At 69.2% G+C, this 23,737-nt stretch carries 32 protein-coding genes and 1 tRNA gene; 9 read left to right on the forward strand and 24 right to left on the reverse strand.

Annotated features, from left to right (window positions below):
- Positions 1–7 precede the first annotated feature (7 nt).
- Together QMZ92_RS16190 and QMZ92_RS16195 are read right to left on the reverse strand one after the other, a co-directional pair.
- A complete protein-coding gene (locus tag QMZ92_RS16190; protein ID WP_283298078.1) occupies positions 8–595 on the reverse strand; it encodes a DUF4383 domain-containing protein in 588 nt (195 codons plus the stop codon).
- A 353-nt stretch (positions 596–948) separates the two neighbouring features.
- Positions 949–2,319 (reverse strand): hypothetical protein, encoded by a 1,371-nt coding sequence (locus QMZ92_RS16195; protein ID WP_502962066.1) that lies wholly within the window; start codon positions 2,317–2,319, stop codon positions 949–951.
- A 475-nt stretch (positions 2,320–2,794) separates the two neighbouring features.
- Here QMZ92_RS16195 and QMZ92_RS16200 point away from each other — a divergent pair.
- The 4 genes from QMZ92_RS16200 (at position 2,795) to QMZ92_RS16215 (ending at position 4,824) form a co-directional block, all read left to right on the forward strand.
- A tRNA-Val gene (locus QMZ92_RS16200) sits at positions 2,795–2,866 on the forward strand.
- A 501-nt stretch (positions 2,867–3,367) separates the two neighbouring features.
- A complete protein-coding gene (locus QMZ92_RS16205) occupies positions 3,368–3,595 on the forward strand; it encodes a helix-turn-helix domain-containing protein (protein WP_283298080.1) in 228 nt (75 codons plus the stop codon).
- Positions 3,596–3,799: 204 nt separating this feature from the next.
- The gene (locus tag QMZ92_RS16210; protein WP_283298081.1) at positions 3,800–4,213 is read left to right on the forward strand and encodes an XRE family transcriptional regulator; all 414 of its coding nucleotides are present in this window, start codon (positions 3,800–3,802) and stop codon (positions 4,211–4,213) included.
- Between the two features lie 161 nt (positions 4,214–4,374).
- Positions 4,375–4,824, forward strand: a complete 450-nt coding sequence (locus tag QMZ92_RS16215) for a hypothetical protein (RefSeq protein ID WP_283298082.1) — start codon at positions 4,375–4,377, stop codon at positions 4,822–4,824.
- A gap of 46 nt (positions 4,825–4,870) precedes the next feature.
- On the opposite strand, the gene QMZ92_RS16220 is transcribed toward QMZ92_RS16215, so the two are convergent.
- Positions 4,871–5,095 carry a hypothetical protein gene (locus QMZ92_RS16220; protein WP_283298083.1) on the reverse strand — a complete coding sequence of 75 codons (225 nt, stop codon included), beginning with the start codon at positions 5,093–5,095 and terminating at the stop codon, positions 4,871–4,873.
- Between the two features lie 139 nt (positions 5,096–5,234).
- Between QMZ92_RS16220 and QMZ92_RS16225 the strand changes: the two genes are divergently transcribed.
- Positions 5,235–5,489, forward strand: a complete 255-nt coding sequence (locus tag QMZ92_RS16225) for a GntR family transcriptional regulator (RefSeq protein ID WP_283298084.1) — start codon at positions 5,235–5,237, stop codon at positions 5,487–5,489.
- A gap of 9 nt (positions 5,490–5,498) precedes the next feature.
- Positions 5,499–5,666, forward strand: coding sequence for a hypothetical protein (locus QMZ92_RS16230; RefSeq protein ID WP_283298085.1), 168 nt, complete (start codon positions 5,499–5,501; stop codon positions 5,664–5,666).
- 36 nt (positions 5,667–5,702) lie between these two features.
- Here the strand turns inward: QMZ92_RS16230 and QMZ92_RS16235 are convergent, their stop codons facing one another.
- Complete coding sequence (locus tag QMZ92_RS16235; RefSeq protein ID WP_283298086.1) at positions 5,703–5,915, reverse strand: hypothetical protein; 213 nt, start codon at positions 5,913–5,915, stop codon at positions 5,703–5,705.
- Between the two features lie 67 nt (positions 5,916–5,982).
- On the opposite strand from QMZ92_RS16235, the gene QMZ92_RS16240 reads away from it, so the two are divergent.
- The gene (locus QMZ92_RS16240; RefSeq protein ID WP_283298087.1) at positions 5,983–6,174 is read left to right on the forward strand and encodes a hypothetical protein; all 192 of its coding nucleotides are present in this window, start codon (positions 5,983–5,985) and stop codon (positions 6,172–6,174) included.
- Here QMZ92_RS16240 and QMZ92_RS16245 read toward each other — a convergent pair.
- Positions 6,158–6,385, reverse strand: a complete 228-nt coding sequence (locus QMZ92_RS16245) for a hypothetical protein (RefSeq protein WP_283298088.1) — start codon at positions 6,383–6,385, stop codon at positions 6,158–6,160. The genes QMZ92_RS16240 and QMZ92_RS16245 overlap by 17 nt on opposite strands.
- Before the next feature lie 315 nt (positions 6,386–6,700).
- Here QMZ92_RS16245 and QMZ92_RS16250 point away from each other — a divergent pair, with 315 nt between their 5' ends.
- Positions 6,701–7,132 (forward strand): excalibur calcium-binding domain-containing protein, encoded by a 432-nt coding sequence (locus QMZ92_RS16250; RefSeq protein WP_283298089.1) that lies wholly within the window; start codon positions 6,701–6,703, stop codon positions 7,130–7,132.
- 99 nt (positions 7,133–7,231) lie between these two features.
- Here QMZ92_RS16250 and QMZ92_RS16255 read toward each other — a convergent pair whose 3' ends face one another.
- Positions 7,232–8,263, reverse strand: a complete 1,032-nt coding sequence (locus tag QMZ92_RS16255) for a tyrosine-type recombinase/integrase (protein ID WP_283298090.1) — start codon at positions 8,261–8,263, stop codon at positions 7,232–7,234.
- Positions 8,260–8,658 carry a DUF6197 family protein gene (locus tag QMZ92_RS16260; RefSeq protein WP_283298091.1) on the reverse strand — a complete coding sequence of 133 codons (399 nt, stop codon included), beginning with the start codon at positions 8,656–8,658 and terminating at the stop codon, positions 8,260–8,262. Before QMZ92_RS16260 ends, QMZ92_RS16255 begins: the two co-directional genes overlap by 4 nt.
- Positions 8,659–8,797: 139 nt before the next feature.
- Between QMZ92_RS16260 and QMZ92_RS16265 the strand changes: the two genes are divergently transcribed.
- Complete coding sequence (locus QMZ92_RS16265) at positions 8,798–9,088, forward strand: hypothetical protein (RefSeq protein ID WP_283298092.1); 291 nt, start codon at positions 8,798–8,800, stop codon at positions 9,086–9,088.
- Positions 9,089–9,136: 48 nt separating this feature from the next.
- Here the strand turns inward: QMZ92_RS16265 and QMZ92_RS16270 are convergent, their stop codons facing one another.
- From QMZ92_RS16270 to QMZ92_RS16350, 17 genes are all read right to left on the reverse strand, one after another.
- Positions 9,137–9,271 carry a hypothetical protein gene (locus QMZ92_RS16270; protein WP_283298093.1) on the reverse strand — a complete coding sequence of 45 codons (135 nt, stop codon included), beginning with the start codon at positions 9,269–9,271 and terminating at the stop codon, positions 9,137–9,139.
- A 661-nt stretch (positions 9,272–9,932) separates the two neighbouring features.
- The gene (locus tag QMZ92_RS16275) at positions 9,933–10,280 is read right to left on the reverse strand and encodes a hypothetical protein (protein WP_283298094.1); all 348 of its coding nucleotides are present in this window, start codon (positions 10,278–10,280) and stop codon (positions 9,933–9,935) included.
- Positions 10,281–10,293: 13 nt separating this feature from the next.
- A complete protein-coding gene (locus tag QMZ92_RS16280) occupies positions 10,294–10,641 on the reverse strand; it encodes a hypothetical protein (RefSeq protein WP_283298095.1) in 348 nt (115 codons plus the stop codon).
- Positions 10,642–10,664: 23 nt separating this feature from the next.
- Positions 10,665–11,624, reverse strand: coding sequence for a peptidoglycan recognition protein family protein (locus tag QMZ92_RS16285; protein WP_283298096.1), 960 nt, complete (start codon positions 11,622–11,624; stop codon positions 10,665–10,667).
- A 19-nt stretch (positions 11,625–11,643) separates the two neighbouring features.
- Positions 11,644–12,978 carry a D-glucuronyl C5-epimerase family protein gene (locus QMZ92_RS16290; RefSeq protein WP_283298097.1) on the reverse strand — a complete coding sequence of 445 codons (1,335 nt, stop codon included), beginning with the start codon at positions 12,976–12,978 and terminating at the stop codon, positions 11,644–11,646.
- Between the two features lie 147 nt (positions 12,979–13,125).
- Positions 13,126–13,641, reverse strand: coding sequence for a hypothetical protein (locus QMZ92_RS16295; RefSeq protein ID WP_283298098.1), 516 nt, complete (start codon positions 13,639–13,641; stop codon positions 13,126–13,128).
- A 4-nt stretch (positions 13,642–13,645) separates the two neighbouring features.
- Entirely contained in the window at positions 13,646–14,155 is a 510-nt protein-coding gene (locus QMZ92_RS16300; RefSeq protein WP_283298099.1) for a hypothetical protein, read from the reverse strand.
- Positions 14,156–14,167: 12 nt separating this feature from the next.
- Positions 14,168–16,483, reverse strand: a complete 2,316-nt coding sequence (locus tag QMZ92_RS16305; protein WP_283298100.1) for a phage head spike fiber domain-containing protein — start codon at positions 16,481–16,483, stop codon at positions 14,168–14,170.
- A 3-nt stretch (positions 16,484–16,486) separates the two neighbouring features.
- Positions 16,487–18,919, reverse strand: a complete 2,433-nt coding sequence (locus QMZ92_RS16310) for a hypothetical protein (RefSeq protein ID WP_283298101.1) — start codon at positions 18,917–18,919, stop codon at positions 16,487–16,489.
- 277 nt (positions 18,920–19,196) lie between these two features.
- The gene (locus tag QMZ92_RS16315) at positions 19,197–19,739 is read right to left on the reverse strand and encodes a hypothetical protein (protein ID WP_283298102.1); all 543 of its coding nucleotides are present in this window, start codon (positions 19,737–19,739) and stop codon (positions 19,197–19,199) included.
- Between the two features lie 9 nt (positions 19,740–19,748).
- Entirely contained in the window at positions 19,749–20,264 is a 516-nt protein-coding gene (locus QMZ92_RS16320) for a hypothetical protein (RefSeq protein WP_283298103.1), read from the reverse strand.
- Positions 20,265–20,270: 6 nt separating this feature from the next.
- Positions 20,271–21,257: a phage tail tube protein gene (locus QMZ92_RS16325; protein ID WP_283298104.1), complete on the reverse strand. Its 987-nt coding sequence runs from the start codon at positions 21,255–21,257 to the stop codon at positions 20,271–20,273.
- Positions 21,257–21,475 (reverse strand): hypothetical protein, encoded by a 219-nt coding sequence (locus tag QMZ92_RS16330; RefSeq protein WP_283298105.1) that lies wholly within the window; start codon positions 21,473–21,475, stop codon positions 21,257–21,259. Before QMZ92_RS16330 ends, QMZ92_RS16325 begins: the two co-directional genes overlap by 1 nt.
- 29 nt (positions 21,476–21,504) lie before the next feature.
- Positions 21,505–21,972 (reverse strand): hypothetical protein, encoded by a 468-nt coding sequence (locus QMZ92_RS16335; RefSeq protein WP_283298106.1) that lies wholly within the window; start codon positions 21,970–21,972, stop codon positions 21,505–21,507.
- Positions 21,972–22,769 (reverse strand): head-tail connector protein, encoded by a 798-nt coding sequence (locus tag QMZ92_RS16340; RefSeq protein WP_283298107.1) that lies wholly within the window; start codon positions 22,767–22,769, stop codon positions 21,972–21,974. Before QMZ92_RS16340 ends, QMZ92_RS16335 begins: the two co-directional genes overlap by 1 nt.
- A 22-nt stretch (positions 22,770–22,791) precedes the next feature.
- Complete coding sequence (locus tag QMZ92_RS16345; RefSeq protein WP_283298108.1) at positions 22,792–23,439, reverse strand: DUF1349 domain-containing protein; 648 nt, start codon at positions 23,437–23,439, stop codon at positions 22,792–22,794.
- A gap of 11 nt (positions 23,440–23,450) precedes the next feature.
- Positions 23,451–23,732 carry a hypothetical protein gene (locus tag QMZ92_RS16350; RefSeq protein WP_283298109.1) on the reverse strand — a complete coding sequence of 94 codons (282 nt, stop codon included), beginning with the start codon at positions 23,730–23,732 and terminating at the stop codon, positions 23,451–23,453.
- Between the last annotated feature and the right edge of the window lie 5 nt (positions 23,733–23,737).

Consider the following 23,737-nt stretch of genomic DNA (forward strand, 5'->3'; position numbering starts at 1 on the left):
CCGGCCGTCAGCCCTGGCGACCGGCCTCCGGGAGCTCGCGAGCCCGCATCCGCTCGACACGTGCCTGCTCCTCCGTCGCCGCCTCGTCAGGGTGGCGGGCCTTCCAGTACGGGTTGTCGTGGGGGAGCGTGCTGCCCACCCGGCCGTACATCCCGAACCACATCAGCATGATCCCCACGACGAAGCTGAAGAGGACGTTCTGGATGCGGAAGTTGAGGAAGTTCGCACCGGTGTCCAGCAGGCCGAGGTTCACGAAGCCGCTGAGGATGAAGAGGATGCCCAGCACCATGTTCAGCGTGGAGGCGAAGTTCCCGCCGATGACCATGCCGACGAACAGCAGCAGTCCGACGCAGATGGACAGCACGCTCAGCGCGCCGTTGGTGTTCAGACCCGCGACGGTGTCGTTCCCCGTGTCGAAGAAGCCCAGGTTGTGCGTCAGCCCGAGGATCCCGAAGGCCAGCAGGATCAGGCCCATGAGTCCGGCGCCGTAGCGGTAGACCTGGTTGAGCCTGTGGTCCACGGGCAGATGCTCGTCCAGGGCGACGTGCAGGCCGCTGGGGTTCGGCGTGGCCTGCGACGAGTGCGTGGATGCCATTGCGGCCTCCTTTGGCCGTGCGTACCTCCATACAGGATCCGCCCGCTCCGGCACACGGACAAACGGGCGGCACAGGTGAGCGGGGCGGGGCGCTCCGGCCGCGTGCGGCGGTACGGACCGTTGTCCTCGGAAGGGCGCGTCCACCGAAGGCGGCGGTCGGCCGAGCCCGGGTGCGGCCCGTCGACGGAAGCTCCGACGGAGGGGCCCTTCCGGTGGCCTCAACCGCGTGGTCGAGGCCGCCGAAAAGCGGCGGGCGTACGCCCCTGCCCAAAGTCGGCGGGCGACGGATGCCGGACCAGCGGGCGACGGGGCGGCGCGGACGGACAGCGGCGGGCGGACCACTGCCGGCCGGGTCAGGCCGCCGATCCGCGCTCGCCGCGGATATGGGCCACGACGCGGGCCACACTCTGCCGTACCGCCTCCAGCTCGGCCAGGAAGTGCCAGTAGTCGGGGTGGCGCCCCTCGAGACCGGCGATCGCGCGATCGAGCCGGGCCACGGAGTCGTCCAGCGGGCGGGCATGTCGCGGATCGGGCGTGTTGCGTCCGGCCATGGCGAGGCGCTGGGCGTCGCGGATGGTGAACCGGGTGCGCTGGATCTCCTGCTCCGGGTCCTTGGCGACGGCGTCGAGACGCCGCAGCCGGTCACCGGCGGCCGAGACGGCCTCGTCAGTGCTGTTCAGCAGGGCCCGGACCGTGCCGAGCAGGGCCGTGGCATCGGGCCAGCGCTGCTCGTCGCGCGCCTTGGCCGCCTCCTTCAGCTTCTCCTCGGCCCGGCGTACGGTCTCCTTCGCCTCCGCGGGCACGGGTTGCAGGTCCTGCCAGCAGGCGGCGGTGAATCGGCGGCGCAGCTCGCTGAGGACGGGCTCGACACCCTCGGCGCGCGTGGTCAGGGCCTGAGCGCGGGTGCGGAGTGAGACCAGGCGCTTGTCGATCTCGGCCGCACGCTCCGGAAGCCGCTCGGCCTCGGCCCGAATCGCCTCGGCCTCCCTGACGACCCGGTCAGCGCGCTGCAGGGTCTCGGGCACGCCGTGGCGGCCGGCGCCCTCGTTGAGCCTGGTCAGCTCGGGGGCGAGGGCGGCGAGCCGGGCGGCGAGGTCGTCCGCGCGCACGCCCGAGGCGCGCACCGCGTCGAGGGCGTGGCTCGCGGCGAGCAGCGCCTGCCGGGCCCGCTCCACAGCGGGGGCGAGCCGGGCCAGCTGGGTCTCCGCCTTCTCGAGCAGCGGCCCGAGGCCCTGAGCGAACCGGTCCAGCTCACTCTTGACCCGTACCAGCTCGTCCTTGGCCCTGGTCAGCTCCGTGTGCGCGCGCACCGCCACCGACGGGTCCAGATCGTCCCGGTCGAGGTCGTGGGCGTCGACCGCGGTGATGTACGCGTGGCTGACGTCGTCGATCCGCCGCCCGAGCGCGGCGAACTCCTCGACGGCGCGCCGGGCACCGGGAGAGCTGTCCACAGCCGTGATCGTCTCGATGGTGATCCGCAGGTCGCGCTGGGCGGTGTCCAGTTCGTAGAAAGCCGCGGCGGCAGCGTCCTTCGCGGCCTGGGCGTCCGCCCGCCGGCTCTCGCCACGACCTCCGAACCAACGCCGTGTCCCGCCTCCCGCGAATGCGAAGGGCAGCGAGGCGACCACCAACGGCAAGGGCAACAACACCAGGGCGGCCACATCCCGCACGACACCCGCTCTTGCCTTCGCTCCTGCGTGCGGCCGTGCGTGTGTCGCCGTCACATCCCTCTCCCGTGCCGTGTCCGCCCTGCCGGTTCATTCTCCCACTGGGTAAGGACGAACACACGGGCCTGTCAGTTCACGCTTCAGGTGACAATCCCGCAGGCACCTGAGCGGAGGCGAACGACGCGGCCGGGGAGCCGCGCCCGCTGTGACGCCGTGCCCGCGAAGCCCCGCGCACCCGTGTGTCTCGCACGCTGGTGGAGCCCGGAGCACCTCCTCGCCGCGTGCCGCGTGGAGTACGTGCCGACGGGGCCGCGTGCCGTGCGGGGCGCCGAACGGTGGCACGACCCCCGCGCGAACGAACCGCGGCGACTCCTGTCCACGCCCGCCCGAGAGCCGCCCTAACGGCTGGCAGCAGGCCCCACCCGCGGCTGCCTCCCGACCGGTCCTCGGGCTCTCGCCCACCACCGAGGATCCCTTGTGATCTGGTTTGCGGCACCCACCCCGGGTCCATGTAGGCTGTTGCCTCATTCTCGGGTGCGTAGCTCAGGGGTAGAGCGCTGCTCTTACAAAGCAGATGTCGGCGGTTCGAAACCGTCCGCGCCCACGCTTTTGACCAGGCGACTGGTCGGTAAAGGCCCAGGTCAGAGCGCATGCTCCGCCTGGGCCTTACGTGTTTCACTACACCCTAACTAGGGTCTGGCTACTCTCGAACCCAGCCTCACTACAGCAGCGCGCCTCCTAAATACCTCCCAACGGATCATGAGCGGATGGGCAGGTGAGGGCGTATATAGCGGCGACCCCCCTCCGCGGTCTGGAGGGGGGTCGCCTTGTGCCGGGGGGCGCTGGCTACGGGGCCGAATCCAAAGCAGCGGCCCCCGGCACGTTCCTGGGGGATGACCGTCTCCTTGCCGAACTCGGAGGGGTCAACCGGCTATTCACCCAAAGAGGTGAACAGGCGTTCGATTTCCGCAAACTGCACCCAGCCTCGCGGCTCATGCCGTCGCGCCGCGGGGGTGAGGGTCTCGCTCGCCTCAGCATTCCTTGATCGAATAATGCCTCAAATCTGCTGCTGACTTACGATCTTGATCTGGCTGAGCGTTCTGGAGTGCCAGCCGACCAGCCTCAGTGGATCCTCGACGCCCGCCGGCAGATCGGCCTACGCGTCCGTGATGCCCGCATGTACGCCGATCTCACGCAGGAGAAGCTGGCGCACCGCACTGGCATCGATCGCTCCACTATCCAGCGCATCGAAGCGGGTGGAGAGATCAAGGTCAGCCACCTCCTTCTCATTGCCCGCGAACTGCGAGTCCAGTCGCGCGACTTGATGCCATAGGCGGGCCGCCCGGCATGGGGGCCACTTTCGTGGACACATGCAGCGTGCCAGGCTCACTACTCCGTGTCTATATTTCTGGCCAGTTCGCATGCAGATTTCCAGCCGCCGCGTCGCACCCCTGGTCAAGCATGGCCAAGAACATGGACACTGCTGGTGCCGGGCTGCCCCCGGCAGTCGCAGCACCCCACAGGCAGGACCGCGCCGATGACCGACAGGACAACACCTCCCCCCACCTCGACCGAGAGAACCGACCTCGCCGACCTCGTGCGTGACCGCATGGCCGAGCTCGGCATCGGGCTCCGGCCCCTCGCCGCCGCCAGCATCGACCCGGAGAACCCGGCCGGCGGCCCACTCTGGACACGCCCCACGCTCCAGAACTTCCTGGGCGACAGAAAGAGGATCAAGGCCCCCGGGCCTGCCGAACTGCGCGCACTTGCGGCCGCGCTCCAGCTGCCGCTCCGCGACGTCCAGGACGCCGCCGCGGCACAGTTCTTCGGCATGGACGCCCTGTACTCGCCCGACGAGTCGGTGCGCGCCATGGTGCGCAATTTCGAGGCCCTGGGTCCGGAGGACCGCCAGAAGGTCATCGCGCTCATGGAGCGATTCCGGAACGGCTGAGGCGCCCGAACCTGACGCGCTGACAGGTTTGCGCTCTACCTGGCGGAACACTCGGGGCCGATGCATGATGTGGCTTCGCCCGCGCATGGGATTCAACATTCCGGTTGCTCGTGGGATCGAATGTGTGTGCGATCTGCGATGTAGCTGGGGGGAGCAGCGCCTTGAAACCACAAGCGATCATCAAGGTTCGATACCGGTTCGCGGAACCCGGCGAACTGTCGGCCGGCCGCGTCGCCGACATCCGGCCAGGCTCCGAGCCCGACAGTGTCCACGCCATCGTCGAGCCCGGAGAGGCCACACAGGAACTCCTCGACGAACTCACCGAACTCCAGACATCCCAGATGAGGAGCGGGCAGTGGTACCGGCTGCCCGACACCGCCGAGAACCGCATCCATCCCCGCCGCGTCCTCAGTGCCGGCTGGCGCCTCACGCCCGCGGAAGAGCTGCCCGACGGCAGCCTCTGCCTGTCGGTGGAGGCGCCGGGCCGCCACACGTGGCACGTCCAGGAGGGGCATGCCAGCCCGCTAGTGGCAGCACAGTTCACCTGGCTGATCACCAGGATGGTGCGGAACGAGATCTGGATCCAGGAGAGGGGAACGGGCGCCGAGTAGGCGCCGTTGCCGCCCGCCGCGGTCCGCCGAACGCGGCGGGCGGCGGTCATGGGGTGGCGGCCTTCGCCGTGCGGTAGGCCTGCCGCAGGGAGGCCGCCTCATCGCAGTCGACGTTCGTCGCGCGGCACGGCTGGCACGCCTCGGTGTGGGCGATGAATGCACGGTAGGCGGCGAGGAGGGCAAGCTGCCCGGCGTCGGCGTGGGCACGTAGGGCGCGCTCGAGTGGCCGGCCGTCTGGGTTCTTGGTGCTGGTGGCTCTATCCTCCGGCATGGCGATGCTCCCTGAAGCGTTGCCCGCGCCCCGGGGCCGTTCGCGCGGCCGCCGGGGTCCTTCCTTACTGGGGTATACCGCAGTACACCGCACTTTACTGCGGTCGCGCGGTATACGGCAGTTACCTAGCGTCAACTGCATGAGTGTGGATCTTGACCGGACGCGGCCGGTGTGGAAGCAAATCGCCGCGATCGTCGCGGGTCGGATCGAGGACGGCACCTACCCGGTCGGCACGCGGGTTCCCTCCGTCGTCGAGCTGTCCGCCGAGTTCGAGGTGGCGTCGTCGACGGCGCAGAAGGTCATGGCCTGGTTGAAGTCGGATGGCCTGGTGCGCAGCGAGGTTGGGCTCGGGACGTTCGTCGCGGACCGGCCGGCTGACGGTGGCTCCCGATAGCCTGACGGCATGACAGGGGTGGGGTGGTCTGCGGCCGAGGTGAATGCGGAGATCCGGGCGCTGTGGCCGCCTGGTGCGGACGCGCCGGTGGACCGGGACGCCTATCACCGGCTGCTGGTGGAGTGGGCGCGCGCGGTCGAGCGGGAGCGGCAGGCCGGGCAGCGGCTGGCGGCGTAGACCTACATGCGCGCGCATGTAGGTCTACTGGTAGGTCTAGCCGCGCTCGTAGCGGTGGCCGCAGGACATGCAGCGCGGGCGTCCGGTGTAGCCGGTGACGACTCCTTCCTTGGTCATGCAGACAGCGCCGTTCGGTGCGGTGTTATCCCCGTCGAGGACGAACCACGTCTCGCCGCAGCTGCAGGTTGCTCCGTCGTAGGCGGGCTGGGCAGCCTCGGGCCTACGGTCATCCAGGTTGGTGATGTCCATGCATTCAGAGTCGACTACGCGCAGTGCCGCCCCCAAGGGGAACCGGTGAGGAAAGTAGACTCCCGGCGTGGCTGTTGAACTTTCACCCGAGCTGGTCGAGCTGGAGACGCGCGCCTGGCAGGAGATCCAGGCCGGACAGCTGACGACCGAAACGGCAGAGGCCGTACACGCCGCAGTCGTCGCACACGCCGAAGCGACAGGGCAGGACCGGCTCGCTGTAGAGACCGAGCTGAAGCGGACCGTCAGACACCCGGAGTAGTTGACGCCTCTGGGTCGATCAGGTCCGGCAGCTCCTCGCCGTGGCAGACGCCGAGCGCGCATCCGCCGCCGAGGTCGTGGTGCTGTCGCTGCTTCTCCGCCAGCTCGTGGGCGTACCCGTTCATGAGCTCGGTCGCTTCGTTCGCGTCGACGCCGTTCTCGACGAGGCGCCGGAACAGCTTGTACGAGGGTGCGTTCACGTCGACGGCCACGTCTTCCTCCGGGGTTCGTCCCGCCCGTCGGTCGCTGTCCCCGTGGGGCCGGCGGGCGGGTCCGAGTGCCGCGCCCAGCCAGAGGCGCGAATGGGATGCGGCCCAGCCAGTGTCGCACGAGGGGCTGACAGCGGGCAGTTGGACGTGGCGCCGACAACGAGCGATCGGGCTTGACGACAAACGACCACAACGGAACGCTACCCGCCGGTCACGTCACGTTTCCGTCACCGCGACCGTAAACCCTCCCGCCCCACCACAACGCGACCACTACCGTCCACCACACCAACCCACCCGAAGACACCGAAAGGCGCCCTCTTGACCCCGCTCCACAAGGCCACCGCCGTCGCCATCAGCGCCCTCGCGCTCGCCGCCCTTCCCACCGTCGCCATGGCGGACCAGCCCTTCAAAAACTGCACCGAGGCCTACAGCCAGGGCTACGCCAACATCCCCAAGGACCACCCGCGCTACGGGCCGCACCTGGACCGCGACAAGGACGGCATCGGCTGCGACAAGCCGCCGGCCGACTTCACCCCCGCCACCGAGGGCGAGAGCGGGCAGGCCGAGGCTGAGAGCGGACAGGCCGAAGCCGAGAAGACGGCTTCGGACACTTCGGGCACTGACGAGACGTCACTCGCCGAAACCGGCGGGACCAGCACCACCCCGTGGATCGCGGCCGGCGGCGCGGCCGTCGTCCTCGCCGGAGGCGGCCTGGTGGCCTTCAACCGCAAGCGCCGAGTGTCCAGCTAGTGCGGTAGGCGCTCGTCTCAGGAGAGCGACGAAAGGCCCCTCCCGAAGGAGGGGCCTTTGCCGTGCAGGCGTTGAACGCGACCAGCGCATAACGTTCCCTTACTCGCTGCCTTCCAGCTGGAGCCTCTCGGCCAGCTTGGACGCAAGGGCGTAGGCGGGGTGGTTGTCGAGCTGGCGCCGGCGGCGGTTGTAGCGCTGGGTGGTGCGCGGGTCGGAGTGGCTGACGGCGTCTTGGACGTCTTGGAGCGGCACCCCGTTGGCGAGGTTGTCGGTGATGAACTGGTGCCGCAACGTGTGGGGCTTGATCGTGGCGGCTTGGGGGATGTCGGCGCGGCGGGCGAGGACTCGGAGGTGCTTCCACACTTCGGGCTGTGTCCAGCGGCGACCGGACTCGGTGGCGAACAGGGGGCCGTCAGTGCGGTCGCCGAGGTAGGAGAGGAGCGCGTCGAGGGCGAGCGGCGGGACGGGCGCGGGTCGCTTCTTGCCGCCCTTCTGGGTGAGGGGCAGGGTGCGGTGTCCCCGGTCGTAGCCGAGCTGGTCGGCGTTGAGGGAGAGGAGTTCGTCGACGCGGGCGCCGGTGAGGTAGAGGAGCATGACGAGGGCGTAGGAGCGGGGCGCCCAGTCGCGCGCGGTTTCGACTAGCCGCATCGTCTCCTGCTCGGTCATGCCCTCGGTTGGCGAGTAGTCGGGGTCGACATAGGGACGGTTGACGGCGGCGAACGGGTCGGAGTCGACGGCCTGAAGCCGGGCGGCGTAGGTGTAGAAGCTCCCGGCCGCCGCGAGGGCCTGCGCCTGCGTCGTCTCCGCCGGAGGCCGCCCGTTCCTCGTCGGCGTCTTGGCGAGGTGCTTGGCGTAGGCGTCGGCGAGCGGCAGCTTCGCCTGAAACGGGTGGATCTCCGCCGAGCGGGCGTACTCCTCCCACGCCTTGAACGTGCGGACGTAGGCCCGCCGCGTGTGCCGGGACTTCTGCCGCGCCACCCAGCCGCCCGCGATGGTGGGCAGCGGGTCGCCGTCGCCGTAGAACTCGGCGAGGTGGTCGGCGAGTGCGCGGGCTTCGTCGGGCCAGTCGTCGCGGGGGTCGTGCCGGTCGGTCGACAGCTCCGCCGACTGGCGCGGGACGAGGGCGGTCACGATGAAAGCCTGATGTCCAGGGCGGCCACACGGATGGTCGACACGGCACTCTCGGCCGTCTGGAACTCGCCCCAGATGGCGACCACGTGTGGCTCCCATGCCTTCTGTCCTGCTTGCCGCCATCCGGGCGCAACCAACTCTCCTCGCGCACAGTGCACGGCGAGACGGTGAAGCGCCTCAAAGCAGGCCGCATGGAAGTCGTCCCACAGGGACCTGTTCTCGCGCGTTCGCCAGTCCGGACGGGTCTTGCTGCGCGCCCAATCCCATGCTCCGATCACGGTAGGCGGCACCGCGACGCCTCTATCGTGATGTGGATCAGTCCCGTGATAGAGGCCCACTTCTTCGATCCTTTGGGCCATCAATTCCAAGATCTGCTCTGGATGCGGCGCTTCCATGACACTCCTTTCAGGTATGGGATAACTGTCATTATCAACCATAGAGTTGGGTGATCGCCAGCACTTCAGCACCTTCGCTACGTGTGGGTTATCGAGGGCTGGGGGTGCGTTGTCGGGCCCGCCCCTAGACTCCTGTGTCATGACTACGTACAACGGGCAGGCGACCCTGATCACCGAGAGCGGTGCAGAGATCAGCGTCGTCGCAAGCCTTCGGAACCAGCAGACGGCGATCGACGGATGGAGCGGCACCCTCACCATGCCGTCGGCGGCGCGGACGCCGGAACTGCTGAACTTGCTCAAGGGGCGCCTGCTACTCAGCACGGGGCGGGAGGCCGGGTTCGATCGTCCGAACACCTCCGACTGGATGGGGTCTCCTGCCGGATCCTTCCGTATCAATATCGTGGGCAACGACGGAGACGTGCCCTTCTGACCCCGAGCACAGCAAGAGGCCCCCACCGCCGGAGCGGTGGGGGCTCTGTCATTCCTCCGGCACCGGGTCCGGTGGGGGCTGTGGTTGTTCGGGGGCGTGGCCCATGTCGACGAGCGTCCCCAGGTCCGCGGCAGACTCATCCACCCGCCGCTGCACAGGACGCTCCGACGGGAGTTCGCTCATGGGAGCCTCCTGTATGCGGCGGTAACGGCAAACGCGCTGAGACCGAGGAGTCTGCGGCTCTCGGACGGCTCGGGCTGCGGCGCCCCGTCGCGGCGGCACACCAGCGCGTCGGGGTCGTTCTTCGGCGGCTGGAGACTGTACCCGTCCGGGCAGGTCTGCCCGTCGCGGCCGTCCTCGCCGTCTTCGCCCGCAGGCCCACGCTCACCTCGAGGCCCTGCCGGTCCCGGTTCGCCTTGCGGTCCGGGAGGTCCGGCCGGGCCGGCTTCCCCGTCGGAACCATCGGCGCCCGGTGATCCGGGTACGCCGGTCTGCCCGACACCGTCCGTACCGTCGGCGCCTGGGGAACCGGATGGGCCGGGCGGCCCGGTGGGGCCAGCCTCGCCAGGCGGCCCGGACGGACCCGGCTCCCCGCGCTCTCCCGGCGGGCCAGACGGACCGACCTCGCCGCGACTGCCCGGCTTCCCCGCCACGGGCGTGCCGCCCAGCTCCTGCACCTGCTGGGCCAGAGCGTCGCGTGCCTCATTCGCCGTCTTGAGGTCGTGCGCCAGGCCCTGCATGGTGATGACCAGCCACGCGAACGCGGCCAGACCGACTGCGACCGCCACAGCGAACGCCACGTCCGAGCGCCGGCGGTGCGCTGGTGTGGTGCGCTGGTGTCGTGTCACGCTCCCGCCCCCTGCGTGTTCATGTAGACGGTGAGGAGTAGCAGGAGCACGGGCGCGACGAGGGCGGTGAAGATGAGGCGCCGGTCAGAGGCGCGACGGTCGGCGATCCGCTGGGTTTCCTCACGTCGCTGCCGCGCCTCCTGTGCCCGTTCCTCCTCGATGCCCTTGACTCGCTCGAGGATCTGCCTGATCGCTTCGTCGCGGGCTTGCTGCTCGAGCTGGTACCGCTCCATGGAGACTTTGCTGTCGAGCCGTGTGCCCAGCTCCCGGAAGTCCTCCTTCAGATCTTGGCGGACGTCTTCGAGGCGTCTCATCACCTCGCCGAGAGTCGGGTCGTTCGGCACGTGCTAACTCCACTCAGACGCTCGTCGGCTTGGCCGGGGCGGGGGTGGGTGACACCTGCCCGCGGGTGACGAGTGCGAGGACGGCGAGCACTGCAGCGTTGAGGGCGCCGACGGTTTCGGGTGCGGTCTCGAGCCCGTAGGCGGCGAGGAGGGCGACTCCGGCGGCGACGAGTCCGGTGAACGCGGCCGGTGCGACGGGGCGGGTCACGGCGGCGGTGGCTGCGGCGAACACCGCGCTGATGACGGCGACGATCGCACCCGCCTGCTCCGCGCTGAGGCCGAAGTTGAAGCTGACGATCAGCGACAGGGCGGCGGAGATGACGGCGATCAAGAGCGCCGGTTCACGTCCGAAGATCTTCATGGTGGTTCCTTCTCTGGTGAGGGTCAGGCGGCCCAGTACAGGCCGGAGGCGACACGGTGGAGGAGCTTGACCGGGGCGCCGTCGGGGGTGAGGGCGCGGACCTCGAAGCGGAGGTGCCGGTCGGCGGGGATCTGCCCGACGAGGGTGAACTGGTGCCCGCCGCCGCCCCGGTGCCGGGTGGGCAGGTAGCCGGAGGGGTTCTGGCCCTGCGTGTCGGTCAGGTAGAACCGGCCCTCCACCACGGTGCCGTCGGGGGCGTCCTCGAACAGCAGGTGGACGAGGGTGTCATGCCGGCGCGGGCCGGTGTGCAGGATCGGGTCGTTGAACGCCAGGCCCGTCCACTGGGCGCCGATGGGCACGTCGATCGGGTTCGCTTCGTCCAGCAGCTGCGGCATGTCGCCGTCCTCCTCGGACTGCTCGGCCGGCGCCGGCGCCGGCTGGGTGGGGGCGGGCTTGTTGGTGGCGCGGCGCACGATCTCCGGGAATACGACCTCCCGGAACTGCTTCACGCGGGCGTCGCCGGGGCAGGCGGTGCCGGACACCGCCCAGGCGGAGTGCAGGCGGTGGTAGCCGTATCCGGGGTCGTCGGCGGTGCGGCAGATCCGGAGGGGGATGTCGTGCCGCTGGTGCAGCCACACCCCGAGCCGGACCAGCTGCTCGACCTGCGCATCGGTCCACGGGTCCGACGCCTTCGTGTTCGACGCGGTCTCGATGGACACGGCACCGCTGCCGTCCGGGCGCCGGTTCGCGCCGGCGTTCGCGTCGGCCCGGGTCTCGGTGCCGATGTACTGGGCCAGGTCGCCCTCGTAGCCGAGACCGAAATGGGACTCGAGGTTCGTCGAGTCCCGCCAGTATTCGTAGGTGCGCTTCGCCGTCCACGGCGCGACGATGCTGTGGACGATGAACTGCGTCGGCCGGATCGCCGGCTGGCTGTCGCTCTCCGGTTGCAGCTCCATCTTGGTGGCGGCCGGATACCAGGCCATGGCACTCCTCGGGGGCGGGTCAGCCGATGGCGGGCTGGGTGTCGATGGTGACCGCGGCTGCGGGCACCCAGTAGCCGGTGAGTCCCCCGGCGGTGATCTGGAAGCAGGGCCTGCCGTTGACGATGGCCCGCCGGTCGGAGGGCGCGTTCGACGGGTTGACGAAACTGACGGTCTTGACGCTGGTCACGTCGCCGTTGGCCGCGACCTTGTACGTGTCGACGGGCACGCTGCCGCCCGGGAACGTCACCGTGCGGTCCGGCCGGAACAGCGTCGGCAGGAACGTCCCTCGCAGGTACGCCTTGGCCCAGTTCTCGCCGACCCACCAGCCCGTGTACGCCCCGGCGGAGATCAGGTAGTAGATGCCGCGGCCCTGGATCCGGCGCCGCATCGACGCGGGGGCCTGCGTGTCGCTGGAGAACGTCACGCTCTTCGACTCGAGGAGCGCGTCACCCTTGCCCGACACCCATGAGCCGTTCGCCGCGGTGTCGAACCGGTACAGCGCGTGCGTGCCGGACTCGAACTGGATCGTGCCGGACACGCCGGGGGCCGGGTAGTCGTCGACGAGGCGCTCGGTGTCGTCGGCGAAGTCCGGGGAGCCGGTCTGCCAGTGCAGCTGCGTGAACAGGTTGATGTGGTGCTGGTGGTAGGTCGGTGCGGGGATGCGGTGCGTCTGGCAGTAGTAGGAGTGCCAGCGCTGATTGCGCAGCAGCGGGAAGTAGCGGGCCATGGTGGTCGCCGCCGCGTCGTACAGGTCCGCCGCGGTCTGGGAGCCGGTCGCCTCCCAGTAGTCCCACAGCCCGAACATCGCGAAGACCATGCCGTTGTACGTGTAGTCGCCCGCGCCGTGGACCGCGCCCGGGTACTCCTGGATCCAGTAGTAGCCGGCCGAGTCGACGTTCGCGCACCACGGGTCGCCTTCGGTGACGAGTTGCAGCGACGCGAGGGCCCCGTCCGCCGCGGCCATATAGGCGGCCTGGTCCTGTGCGCACACCTCGGCCAGTCCGGCGAGCTGCACGAACAGGCTGATCACTTCGCCTTGTGCCATGCCGGAGTACCAGGGCGCGTCGTAGTCGACACCCGAGTGCACGCTGTGGGTGAAGTCGAAGCCGTAGGGGAACCACCAGGCGCCGCGGGCCTCCACGTGCTGGGCTATGAGCCGGTCGGCCTGCGCCCGCGCCCGCGTCAGGAACACCGCCTTCCGTGCCGGGTCGGTCTCAGTGCGGTAGCTGGTGATACAGCCGAGGCCGAACTGGGCCTGCCCGACGGGGTGGTCGTAGCCGACCGTCCCGCCACCCGGGTAGTACAGGTACTCGCCCTGCGCGTTCAGCCGGTACGCCCCCGTCGACGGGGACACGTTCGCCCACGCGACAGGCCGGTCACGCCACGGCCGCATCGACTCAGGCAGACCAGTGACGAGCCGGTAGCCGGCCAGATTCATGAGCCCTCCGGGCATGAGAAAACCCCGGGCCAGTACGGTCCCGGGGCAGCGGTGTGGGTGTGGTCAGGTGGTGCGGCGGGCGACGATGTGCGATCCGGCCACCACCGTGGTGGCCGTGGCGCTGGAGGCGTTCTGCGCCCACCGCAGCTGAACCGTTCCGGCGGTGCCGGCGGTCACCACGTACAGGATCTCCTCGACGAAGGACAACTGGCCGGTGGAGAACACGCCGTAGTTGATCTCCGTGGTGAAGTTGTCCGTGAGGCCGCTGGCTCTGGTGGTCGTGTCCGCTGTCGACGTCGCCGACGACACGGCCGGGCCACGGGAGAACCGCTGCCCGGTGCAGCCTGACGGAAGGGTCCAAGCGCACTTGAAGTCGGCGGCCGCGCTGCCGTTGACGGCCAACCTGACGATGATCTCGTACTCGGAGTTCGCGAGAACGCTGACGAGGAGGTGGTTGTCGTTCTGCAGCGTCGTCGAGCTGGTGACGGACTCGTCGCTGGTTTTGTGGACGTAGTCGACGTCCGCGATCAGGGCATTGAACTGGTCGCGGATCTCCGCGTTCATCAGTGCGGCGGTCACGGTCTCACCAACCACCCACGTTCTCGGGGTTGCCAGGGGCACCAGGCTCACCTCCCTCGTTCGGCGCGTCGCGCTCGGCTTGCTCCTTCGGCGACAACGCACCGCGCGACCGCGGCCTGTTCCAGGCGGTGTCGTCCTCGGCCCACCAGAACCGGCGGGCCTTGTTCGGCTCGGCCGCCACCAGCTGCTCGACGGCGGCCACGTCGTCGGGGAACCGGAGCGGCGCCCAGCCGTCGGGCTGGCAGTCCACGCACCAGAACCGCGGGTCGGCCGGGGAGACGACCTGCGCGGACTGGCACAGCGGGCACTGGGCCAGCCACCGACCGGCGTCCACCCGGGCGAGCAGCAGCACGTCGGGCTGCCACCCCTCGGGCCTGGGGAGGCCGCGTTTCTCCGCGTTCTCCAGGTAGGCGATGACCCGCTCTGCCGGTGGGATCAGGTCCCACGCGTCCGGTCGGAGCGGCGGCGGCGGGGCGTAGAAGTCCTCCGCGGTCGACACGGTCGGTACGGCCACCTGTTCCCCCTCTCAGTAGGCCAGGCGTGTGGTCTGGTCGAGCTGGCTGTAGGTGGAGCTGTTCAGGACCCACACGGCGTCGGTCTCCGCCCGGCTGACGTGGAAGCTGATGTAGTGCTGCCGGGTGCGGATGATCTCGGTGTAGCCCTCGATGGTGACGGTGGCGCTCGAGGCGGCTGCCTCCCCGGGCAGGCCGGTCACCGCAAGCGCCGTGGAGACGTCCGCGTCGAGCAGCGCCCGGTAGGTGGCGAGCGGCAGCGTGTAGGCGTCGACCGGGACCTGTCGCATCTCCGGCGGCGGGTCGGCGAACCGGTTGACCAGCCACTGCAGGGCGTCGGCGACTTCGTTGTCCGTCTCCTTGACCAGCGTCAGCGACTTCGGGTACGGCCCGTAGGCGTCGATGCTGTCCTGGTTCGAAACCCGCTGGGTTGCCCCGCCCGGCCTGGTGCCGGTGGCGATGTTCACCAGCTTCTGGTCGTCGTCGTCGAACCGGACCTGGTCGGTGTCGAGGTCGGCGTGTGCCAGGCTGATGGCCGGGCTGGGGTTGTAGCGGACATCGCGGGACTGGAGGATCACGGTGCCGCTCGCCCGGTCGGCGATGAGGATGCCGCCCTCCGCCGCGGCCACGTCCTGTAGATGCTGCAGGGCGGAGGTGCCGAGGCCGGCCTGGGAGCCGATGCCGCCGAACGTGCCGCCCGTCGCCGACACCGTGGCGCCGACGTAGGACGCGATCCGAGCCGCCCGAGCGGCGCCGGTCTCGCCGATGTGCAGAGTGCTGCCCGTGGTGTAGTGGCCGACGTACTGGGCGATGTCCCCGCTCGGGCCGGGGGCGTAGAACGCCAGGTGGGACAGCTGCCCGTTCCACATGCGGCCGTTGACCCACGATCCGACCGTGAGGTGCCGGAGCCGGTACATCAGGTCCACGCCGACGGCGTAGTCGACACCGTCGACCCACACCGTGCCCGCTTCCTCGTCGTAGACGAAGTGGTGCTGAGCCCCGTCGGCGAGGTTCCCGGTCGACGGCGCTGACGAGGTGAGGGCCTCGCCGGTGCGGGTGGACTGGATCTGGAACAGGCCGGACCCGTTCAGCGAGAACACGATCTGGTACCGGTTGTCGGTGGACGTCAGTCCGCAGATGACACGGTTGTTGGTGCTGGTGGAGAACCAGCCTTCGACGAAGATGAACGCCGACGACGACCGGGTCTCGAAGGTCTGGCCGAGGTCGCCGGTCAGGTACTTGCCGTTGCTCGCGTCGGGCGGGGTCAGCGTCAGCGCGCCCTGCCCGTCCGGGCCGGCGTCCGCGCCGCCGCCGAACGACAGCTCGCCGCCCGTGCCGAATGAGGCTGCGGCCAGCGTGCCGGCGGTGGTGCCTGACAGGTCACCGGCCGCGCTGCTGTCGTCCGCCTCGGTCAGCGGGTAGTAGCCCAGCGGGCCGTCGAGGAGAACCTCCTGGGACAGCATCGTCTCCAGCGACCCCCGGCTGAGGGTCTTGAACACGTCCGTCGCGGTGATGGCGGCGGTGGCGTGCAGGCCGGACCACTGGGTCGGCCAGCCGTTGACCCCGCCGAAGAACCTGGGGTGGAACTGGGCTCCGTCCGGATCGAACGCCGTCGCGGTGGCGCCCTCCTCGAGCTGGACCGCGTCCACGTAGGCGATGTCCCCAGCACCGGTCGGGGTCTGCGGGTTGATCCGCAGCTGCAGGCTCGGCTCGGTCGCGACGAACGTGACGGTGACCCGCTCCCACGCGTCATTCGTGGTCGAGTACGAGCCGAACGCGAAATCCGTACCCGTACTGCGTGTGGCCAGCTTGAGCCGAACGGCCTGGTCCCCGGCAGGGACACGCACATACGCCGACGCGGTGTAGGTGGTGCCGACGTCCAGACCGTACACGTCGGTGCGGACCGACTGCGACGACACCGCGCCCCAGGTGCAGCGCATCGCGCCGGTGCCGTGCTGGACCGGGCTGGTTACTCGCGCGATGGCGGGGGTGCCTGATGACGACCAGCCGGACGTGTCCGTCTCAAAGCCGGTGTTGGTGATCAGGTTCTTCGCGGTGGTGATCTCCCGCACCCGCAAGGGCACGCCCTTGCGGACGTCCGGGTAGTACGGCGAAGAGGCCCGCCCGGCGGTCAGCGCACCGTCCTCGTTGTCCAGCGTGAGCGAGCACGTGGAGGGCTGCGTCTCCGACTGCTCGTTCTCCGTGCCGCGGTTGCTGATGCTGACGCCGCGGACCATGTCGGCCCGCCCCGTCACCTCGGTCCACGTGATCGACGCGACCGGGGTGGTGACCGTCGAACCGAACCCGAGCTCCACCACCAGCCGCGCCATCCCCTACCCCCTCTCGAAGCTGAGCGGCCCGCCGCCGTTATTCCGCTTGAACGTGGTCAGCACCCGCTCAACCTCACGGCCGGCGGCCATCGCGTCGATCGGCCCGGCGATCGTGACCGGGGCGTGGATGATGACCGTCCGCCCGCCACCGCCACCGGTCATCGCCGAGGCCCTCGGCGGGGGCACTGCCGCCATACCGGGGTTGAACTGGCCAGCGTTGATGGCCCGCAGCAGCGGCAGATACCGCTTGGTCTGCCTGGCGTTGACGACGAACTCGTTGTCGGACAGCCGTGTCGGGATGCTGTCCGACGTCTCCGTACCAGGGCCCCGCACCAGACCGCCGCGCGACCTCCAAAGCGGCTTCTGTACACGCTCCTCCACCGTCCGCAGCACCGTGGTGATGTACGTGGTGGCAATCTTTCCGTTGATCGTGTTCATGCGCCGGTGGGCTTCAGCGACGGCGTCCTTCAGCTGGTTGATCTCCGCACGGATCTTGCCCTGCTTGTCGAGGGGTGCGTTCTTCAGGCGAGCCTGGGCGTCTTTCAGCTTCGCCTTCAGGTCGTCCGAATTTGCCTTGAGCCGGGCCGTCTTGTCCGGCGTGCGCAGGATCTGATCCGCCAGCGCCTTGGCCTGCGCCCGTGTCAGACCCATGCCCCGGGCAGACTTCTCCAGCTCACCGCGACCGCGCTGGTAGACCTTCATCGCGGCTTCCCACGACCCGGTCTCCGTGTACTTGGCCTCAACGGCCTTCATCGTCGTAGCAGCGATGGCGTCAAGGGCCGCATTGTTCGCACGGCCCTTCTCGGTGTTCTCGTCGAGAGTCCGCCCGTTCTGCTTGATCGCCGCGGTTGCCGCGTCGATGGCGGACTCCATCGCACGCACGTCACCGCGGGACTGGAGCACCGTCTGATTGAGGGCGTGCACCGACTGCTGAAGCCCGGTAACTCCCTGCCTCAGGGCGTTGAGCTTCCCCTGCGTGGCCACGGCCTGCTCGCCGAACGCGCCCATCGCGCGGGCCGCGATCTCCTGCTCTAGCTTGGCGCCCGCTACAGCGTTCTTGTACTGCGGGAACATGGCCGCGGCTTCGGCGGCTGTAGCGCCGTTCGCGCGCAGAATGGCCGTGAAGTCGGCGACGTTCGCCGCAGCTTCGTCGGCGTAGCCGCTGGACACCAGGTCGGCGAGGGCCTGGTCGAGGCCCGCGAAGTCTTCCTTCGTCGCAGCGAACCCCTCGGCACCGCGAGTGAGATCGTCGAACTTTCCCGCCAGGTAGTCGGCCGCCGGGCCCATGTTGGAGAGCGCGATCCACGGCTCGGCGGCCTTCAGCCCCTCGGACTCGACGCGCAACTGCCGGAACTTCTCCCCCATTCCGGCCAGGGTGCCGAACGTGCTCTTCAGTTCGCCGCCGAACTTGCCGGTGAGAGCCAGCTCCTTCAGTGACGTGCTCAGCCGGTCGACATCCGGCGGCGCGCCGCGCGCCTTCTTCGCCAGTTCGTCCACGGCCATCGCCGCGATACCGAGAACGGCGAGGCCAGCACCGGCCTTCTGCAGGACCGTGAACCGCTGCGTCAGCCCGGACACCGCAGCGCTCACCCCGCCGAAGCGGGCCGAGCGGATGAACGCGGCGACGTGCCCCGTCGCGGCCGCGGCCGCAGTCCCGACGAACGCGAACGCCGCGCCGCCGAGCTTGATGAGCTTGAACGCGACGGCGACCTGCAGCAGCGTCGTCACGAGCCCAGACGGCACCGCGGCAGCCAGCTGCGTCAAAGCATTGACGACCTCGAGCATGCCGACACCGACGTCTGCGCCAGCAATGAGCAGGTTGGCCAGGGACTCACCGATATTCCTCAGCGTGTCGGCGACCAGCGGCCCGTTCTGCCGGGCGTAAGCCATGAACTCGCTCAATCCGCCCTCAACCTTGCCCGAGTCGAGGTTCTCAATCAGGCGGACGATGCCGCTGTTCACGCGCGCCAGGGAGCCGCGGGAGAAGTCGCTGAACTTGGCCACGAGCCGGTCAAAGCCGGGCGACTCCATGCCGCCGGCCAGGAGCGTCACCATCCGGTCCAGCTCCGCGCTCGTGCCCCTCACCAAAGGTGTCAGCTTCGGCAGCAGGTTCCCCGCCAGCGCGAGACCCTTGGTGAACGGCGCCATCGTGTCGGCGGCGAGGCTGTCGCTCCACTCCTTGTACTCGTCCTTGAGGACGGACAGGGCGGCGGCCGCGCTGCGGGTGGCGGGCGGCAGCTTCATCATCTGCCGCGCGTACTCCATCTGCGCCTCGACCGCGTCGGCCGAGCGGGCTCCGGACTCCTCCACGGCGTCGGCGTACTCTTCCTCCGCCTCGACGGCCTCGCCCATCGCCTTGATCTGCGGGCCCAGCGCCGCGGCGTACACGCCCACCGCGACACCAGCGGCCGCCGTCGCCGCCACGAGCGGGGCCATCGCCGCAGCCGCGGGGATGGCGGCCGGCGCGAGGGACAGCACCGACTTGCCCAGATGCTCCATCGCCTGGGAGCCCTTGTCGTCAACCTCGCCCAGGCGACGCTGCAGCCGGATCGCAGCGTCCCCAGCCTGGTTGAGGACACGGGACAGTCGGTCGCGGCCGTCCAGGATGAACGTCAGGCTGCTGCTCGCCATCACTCACCCCCAGCAGATGCGGCTCGCGCTTCGGCGAGGTGACGGTCGAGCGCGTCAACCAGGACGTCGAAGTCCTCGATGCTCAACTGGTCGACATCGGCTGCTCGGTAGCCGAGGACGCTGCCGAAGAGGAAGAGGTATTGGGCTCGGACGACGTCGATGTCTGGGTCTCGTCGCCGTTCTCGCCGTTCGACTGGGAGTCGCGCTCGCCTTTTGGGTTGGCGAGCATTTCCTCGATCATCCGCTCGGCGTGCTCACGGTCGAAGGCCGCGTTCGGGAGACCGGACAGCGCGGCGCGAATGTCGTCGACTGTGTCGTCGGATGATGCCGCGGCGATAGCCATGGCGCCCTCGATCCAGTGGACGACCTCGTCCTTGTCGAGACGCATGTAGAGGTCGCCGATCAGTGGGTCGAAGTCGCCAAACCGGAGGGTCGGCACGCCGCGCTTCTTGATGACCCAGGCCACGACGCGCAAGCACTCGAGGTCCTCGTCGCGGATGCCCTGCTCGATCTCGGCCCACTTGCGGTCGATGGTGCGCTGGGCAATGGACGTCTCGGACACGCGCAGCGTCCTGGCGTCGAAGTGCTCGGTCTCCCCGTCCTTCGGGTCGTACACGATGAACACGGGCGTCTCCTAGCTCAGGGAGTTGCGGACGTCGGCAAGGACCCGTGCGACCTCGGACCGTATACGGGGCTGGTGCTTCTGGACGGTCTTGTCCCACCACAGTGGGGTGGTCCACTGGTTCGCCCAGCGCTTTCGGTTGCCGAACACCGGGTGCCGAATGCGGCCGTTCGCGCTGTTCATGACCCACGGCATGTTCTTCAAGTCCGGCGGCAGCTTGGACTTGTCGGCATACAGGCGAGCGCCCGGATTGCCGCCGGTCCGGACCGAGAGACTGACAGCGCGGGCGACCGTGTCCCGCAGCGGCCGAGACGTCGGCGACGGACCGCCCCGCTTCCCGGCCTTACGAGGCTCAGAACGGATCGGCAGGGTGCGGATGGTCTGCTGCATGTCCGCCTTGAGCGGCTCCGCAGCCCGGCGGATACGGCGGGCGAAGTTCGCCTTCAACCGGGAGCCGCCCGCCGCTTTCAGGCGGCGGGACAGCTCGAGGAGCTGCCCCGTCCCGACGACCTGAACAGTGCGCGCCATGGCAGATCAGAGCGCGGTGTCGGTGGAGATGTACTCGATACGCGGCTGGTTCGTCCCGTCGTAGGTCCCGGTGAAGCTGATGGTCGGCCTGACGACGTCGAAGCCCTCCACGGTCGGCGGGGCCTCGTCGATATGGATCGCGGGCAGCACGATGCGGAAGGTCTCGTTGTACGTCGTCTCGATCTGCGGGCCGACGAACTCCCACACCAGACTGGTTGCCGCATCCGACGTGTGGAGGTCGTCCAGCGTGGTCGCGACGTAGTCCATCTCGATCGACCCGGTGATCTTCACTTGGTCGTTCGCGATCGGTTCCTTCTTCAGACCCGACTGACCGGCATAGAAACGGTCCGTGGCCTGCGGGCGCTCGAACTTCACCGACACCTTGCGGATGCCGTCCAGCGCCGTCTCCGACGAGTACGTGCCCGCCTTGACCGCCATCTGCCCGAAGTGGAACGGCGACATCGACGCGTAGCTGGCTGTCGCCAGAGTCTCCGACTCCGAGCAGTCCTTGCCGTCGATCTCGAACGTCGCCATCAGCATGCCGGCGATGTCGCACGAGAACTCCGCCGCAACGACCTTGCAGCCCACGAAGCTCTTGTCCGTCACCGTCCCCGTGGTGAGCGGCACACCCTTTTGGATTGTCAGTGCCTTGCCGATGGTGTCGGTCAGGGTGTGCGTCTGGAGGTAGGCGGTCGTCGTCTCCTGCTGTACCGGCGTCACCGACGTGCCCATGAGCGCCTGCAGCAGCAGGCCCATGTTCTTGTTGGTGACTTCGAGGTCGATCGACCCCGACACTTCCTCCTGCGTCACGACACGACGCGACGACAGCGGCAGCAGCCGGCCCGCAGCGATGCCAGCGCTCTGCGCGGTCGTCTTCTTGAGGACCAGCGACTCTTTGGTGAACTCGATGAACTTCGTCGGCGACACGAACGTGCCGTAGGTCGACTCGGCGGCGATGCCGAGCTGGGCGCCGAGACCCGATCCGATCGCCATCAGACGTCACTCCCCTTCGACGCGGGCTTCGCCGCCGCCGTCTTCTTCGCCGGCCGGGAAGCCCCCGGCTCCTCGACCGACTCCCATGTCTGCGGCTGGCAGACGTAGCCGTCGAACCGGGCGTCCGGCACCTCGACGACCTCGTCGGGCTGCACGGCCCGACCACCCAGCTCCGGCACGGTGACCGGCTCCGGGCCGATGAAGCGCACACGCGCCATGGCAGAACTCCTCACGAAAGGGGTGATGGTCAGATACGGGCCCGGCAGGAGACGCTGAATGCGATGACTGCCCGGACGCCGTCAGTGGTGTTGGCCTGGCGCAGCGACGCGTTGGTCAGGTGCGCCCACAGGACCGCGCCGTTCAGGGTCGGCGCTGCCGGACTGGCGCCACTCGCACGGATCGCGTCCTCGACCACGGCGAGCAACTCGAAGGCCCGCGTCCGGCGGGCCGACACGTCCGAGTCGCCCGTCCATGTGTCGATCCAGCAGAGGATGTCGAAGTCCTCATCTCGGGTGCGGGCGCCCGCAGCGTTGAAGTCCTGCGCCATCTGGACGGACTCTTCGGCGCCCTCCTGATAGCCGACCGCAACGTAGTCCTGCGCGGATTGGTCGCCCACCGGCGGCCCATCCAAGACCTGCACATCAGCCAGATCCGGGGCGGCGCGCAAGACCGCCACGAGCGCATCGATCGCGCCGGGTACCGCGGAGGTCGCCATCAGCCCACCCCCGGCGGCAGACGATGCGGCTCCAGCAACTGCAGCGCACGGTTCGGCACCGCATAGCCCCAACCGGCGATCGGCTCCGACACGTCGAAGTCGCCGGTGCCGAGCTGTGGCCGGCCTGGCCCCTGCTGGGTGCGCCACAAGTGCTGCAGGATGATGCGCGCTGCGGCCGTCATGGCCGCAGGCACGATCCGCCGCCCGGCCGTGTACGTGACCTCAAGTGGCCCGAGGAAGGAGCTTCCGTTGAGACGGCGCACGATCCCGGTGACCGTGTCGACGTCCAGGTCCCCGACGGTGTACGACGTCCCCCCGGTGAGCACAGGTTCCACGGACGTGAGTGCCAGGACTGGCGTCTGCCGCAAAGCCAGCAGGCGCGTGTAGCGGACGTCGTGCTGCTCGGTGACCGTGCGGACCACGACCGGGCCGCAGAGACCCTCGATGCCCGCGGTCACTGCCTCGATCCAGCCGCGGACCTCATCGTCGTCTGTCGTCGTGGTGAGGTTCAGGTGCCGCTTCGCGTCGGCCAGAGACAGGATCCCCGGCGGAGTCGCCTCGCGGACATCGAAGCTGTCGGTATACGCCCCGGCATTGAGGCCGGTCGCCACCCAGCGGACCGTGTGACGGCCCGCCTGCACCGTGGCGTAGTCGTAGGCGTAGATGCCGGTCGACGTCGGCGTCACCGGCGACACCGACACGGTGGTCGCATCCGGCAGGGTGATGGTCAGCGCCATCGCCCCGGCGTTCGCCAGAGTCCCGCTGGAGTCCTTCACCTGGGTGCCGAGCGGCACCACCGCCCCGAGATCGAACGGCATCTCACCCTCCGATCAACGAGGACCCGGTGCGGGCATACGACCGCGGGCCGGCAGCATCCCGGCTCGACACCGTCAGCCCGCCGGGCCGGGAGACATTCAGGTTGTCTGCCTCGGCGAAGTCGTCGCCACCGGCGTCGCGGTGCGACTCCATCAGGAACGACAGGTTCGACTGGGCCACCCATGCGGGCGATGACGCGGTCCTCAACACCGTCCACGCAGCCCCGTCCGGCGAGGACTCCCAGAACAGGGAACCGCCAGCCTCACGCAGCCGCAGCCACGCGTGAGCGACCGCGTCATACGCCGGGAACAGAGCAGAGCCGTCGGCGTATCCGACCCGCAGATACAAGCCCATCGCGTTCTGAGCCCGGTCCACCAGGAACCCGGCATCAGTGCCGCCCACATCCGAGAGCACCAGCAGCGAGAACGATGCCGTCGACGCGCCGTCTGCCGCAGGCGGGTAAGCCCTCAACGCCACCTGCGACCACGACAGCGAGTACACCGACGCCGACCGGTATCCGGCGAACCCCGTCGTGCACGGAATACGGGCCCGGCCGCCGGACTCCACCGGATCCCCATACGACTGCGACCACAGGACCGGGTCGACGACACCGTCATCGAACCCGTCCTGCAGCATCCCGAAGCTGGGCACGGAAACCCCTCTCAGGCCGCGCCGACGCCCTTGTCGCCCGAAGGCCTTCGCGCCTTGTTGGCGCGTTGCGCCCTCTGCTTCGGCTCCGACTCAGCCTCCGCTTCCGGCGCCTCCTTGGCCCGTTCCGGCTCAGCCTTGACCGCGCCCAGCCGTACCGCCTCGGCGCGGGATACCTCGTCACCCGGGGCCGCCCACAGGAAACGCGACGCCGGGTCTCCCTCCTCCACGACCCGAGTACGGTCCTCAGTGAGGTACAGGTGTCGGTCGATGACGATCGTGCCGTCCTGGTCCATGTGCT

Source organism: Streptomyces sp. HNM0645 (genome assembly GCF_030056615.1).
In the GTDB taxonomy this organism is placed as follows: domain Bacteria; phylum Actinomycetota; class Actinomycetes; order Streptomycetales; family Streptomycetaceae; genus Streptomyces; species Streptomyces marianii.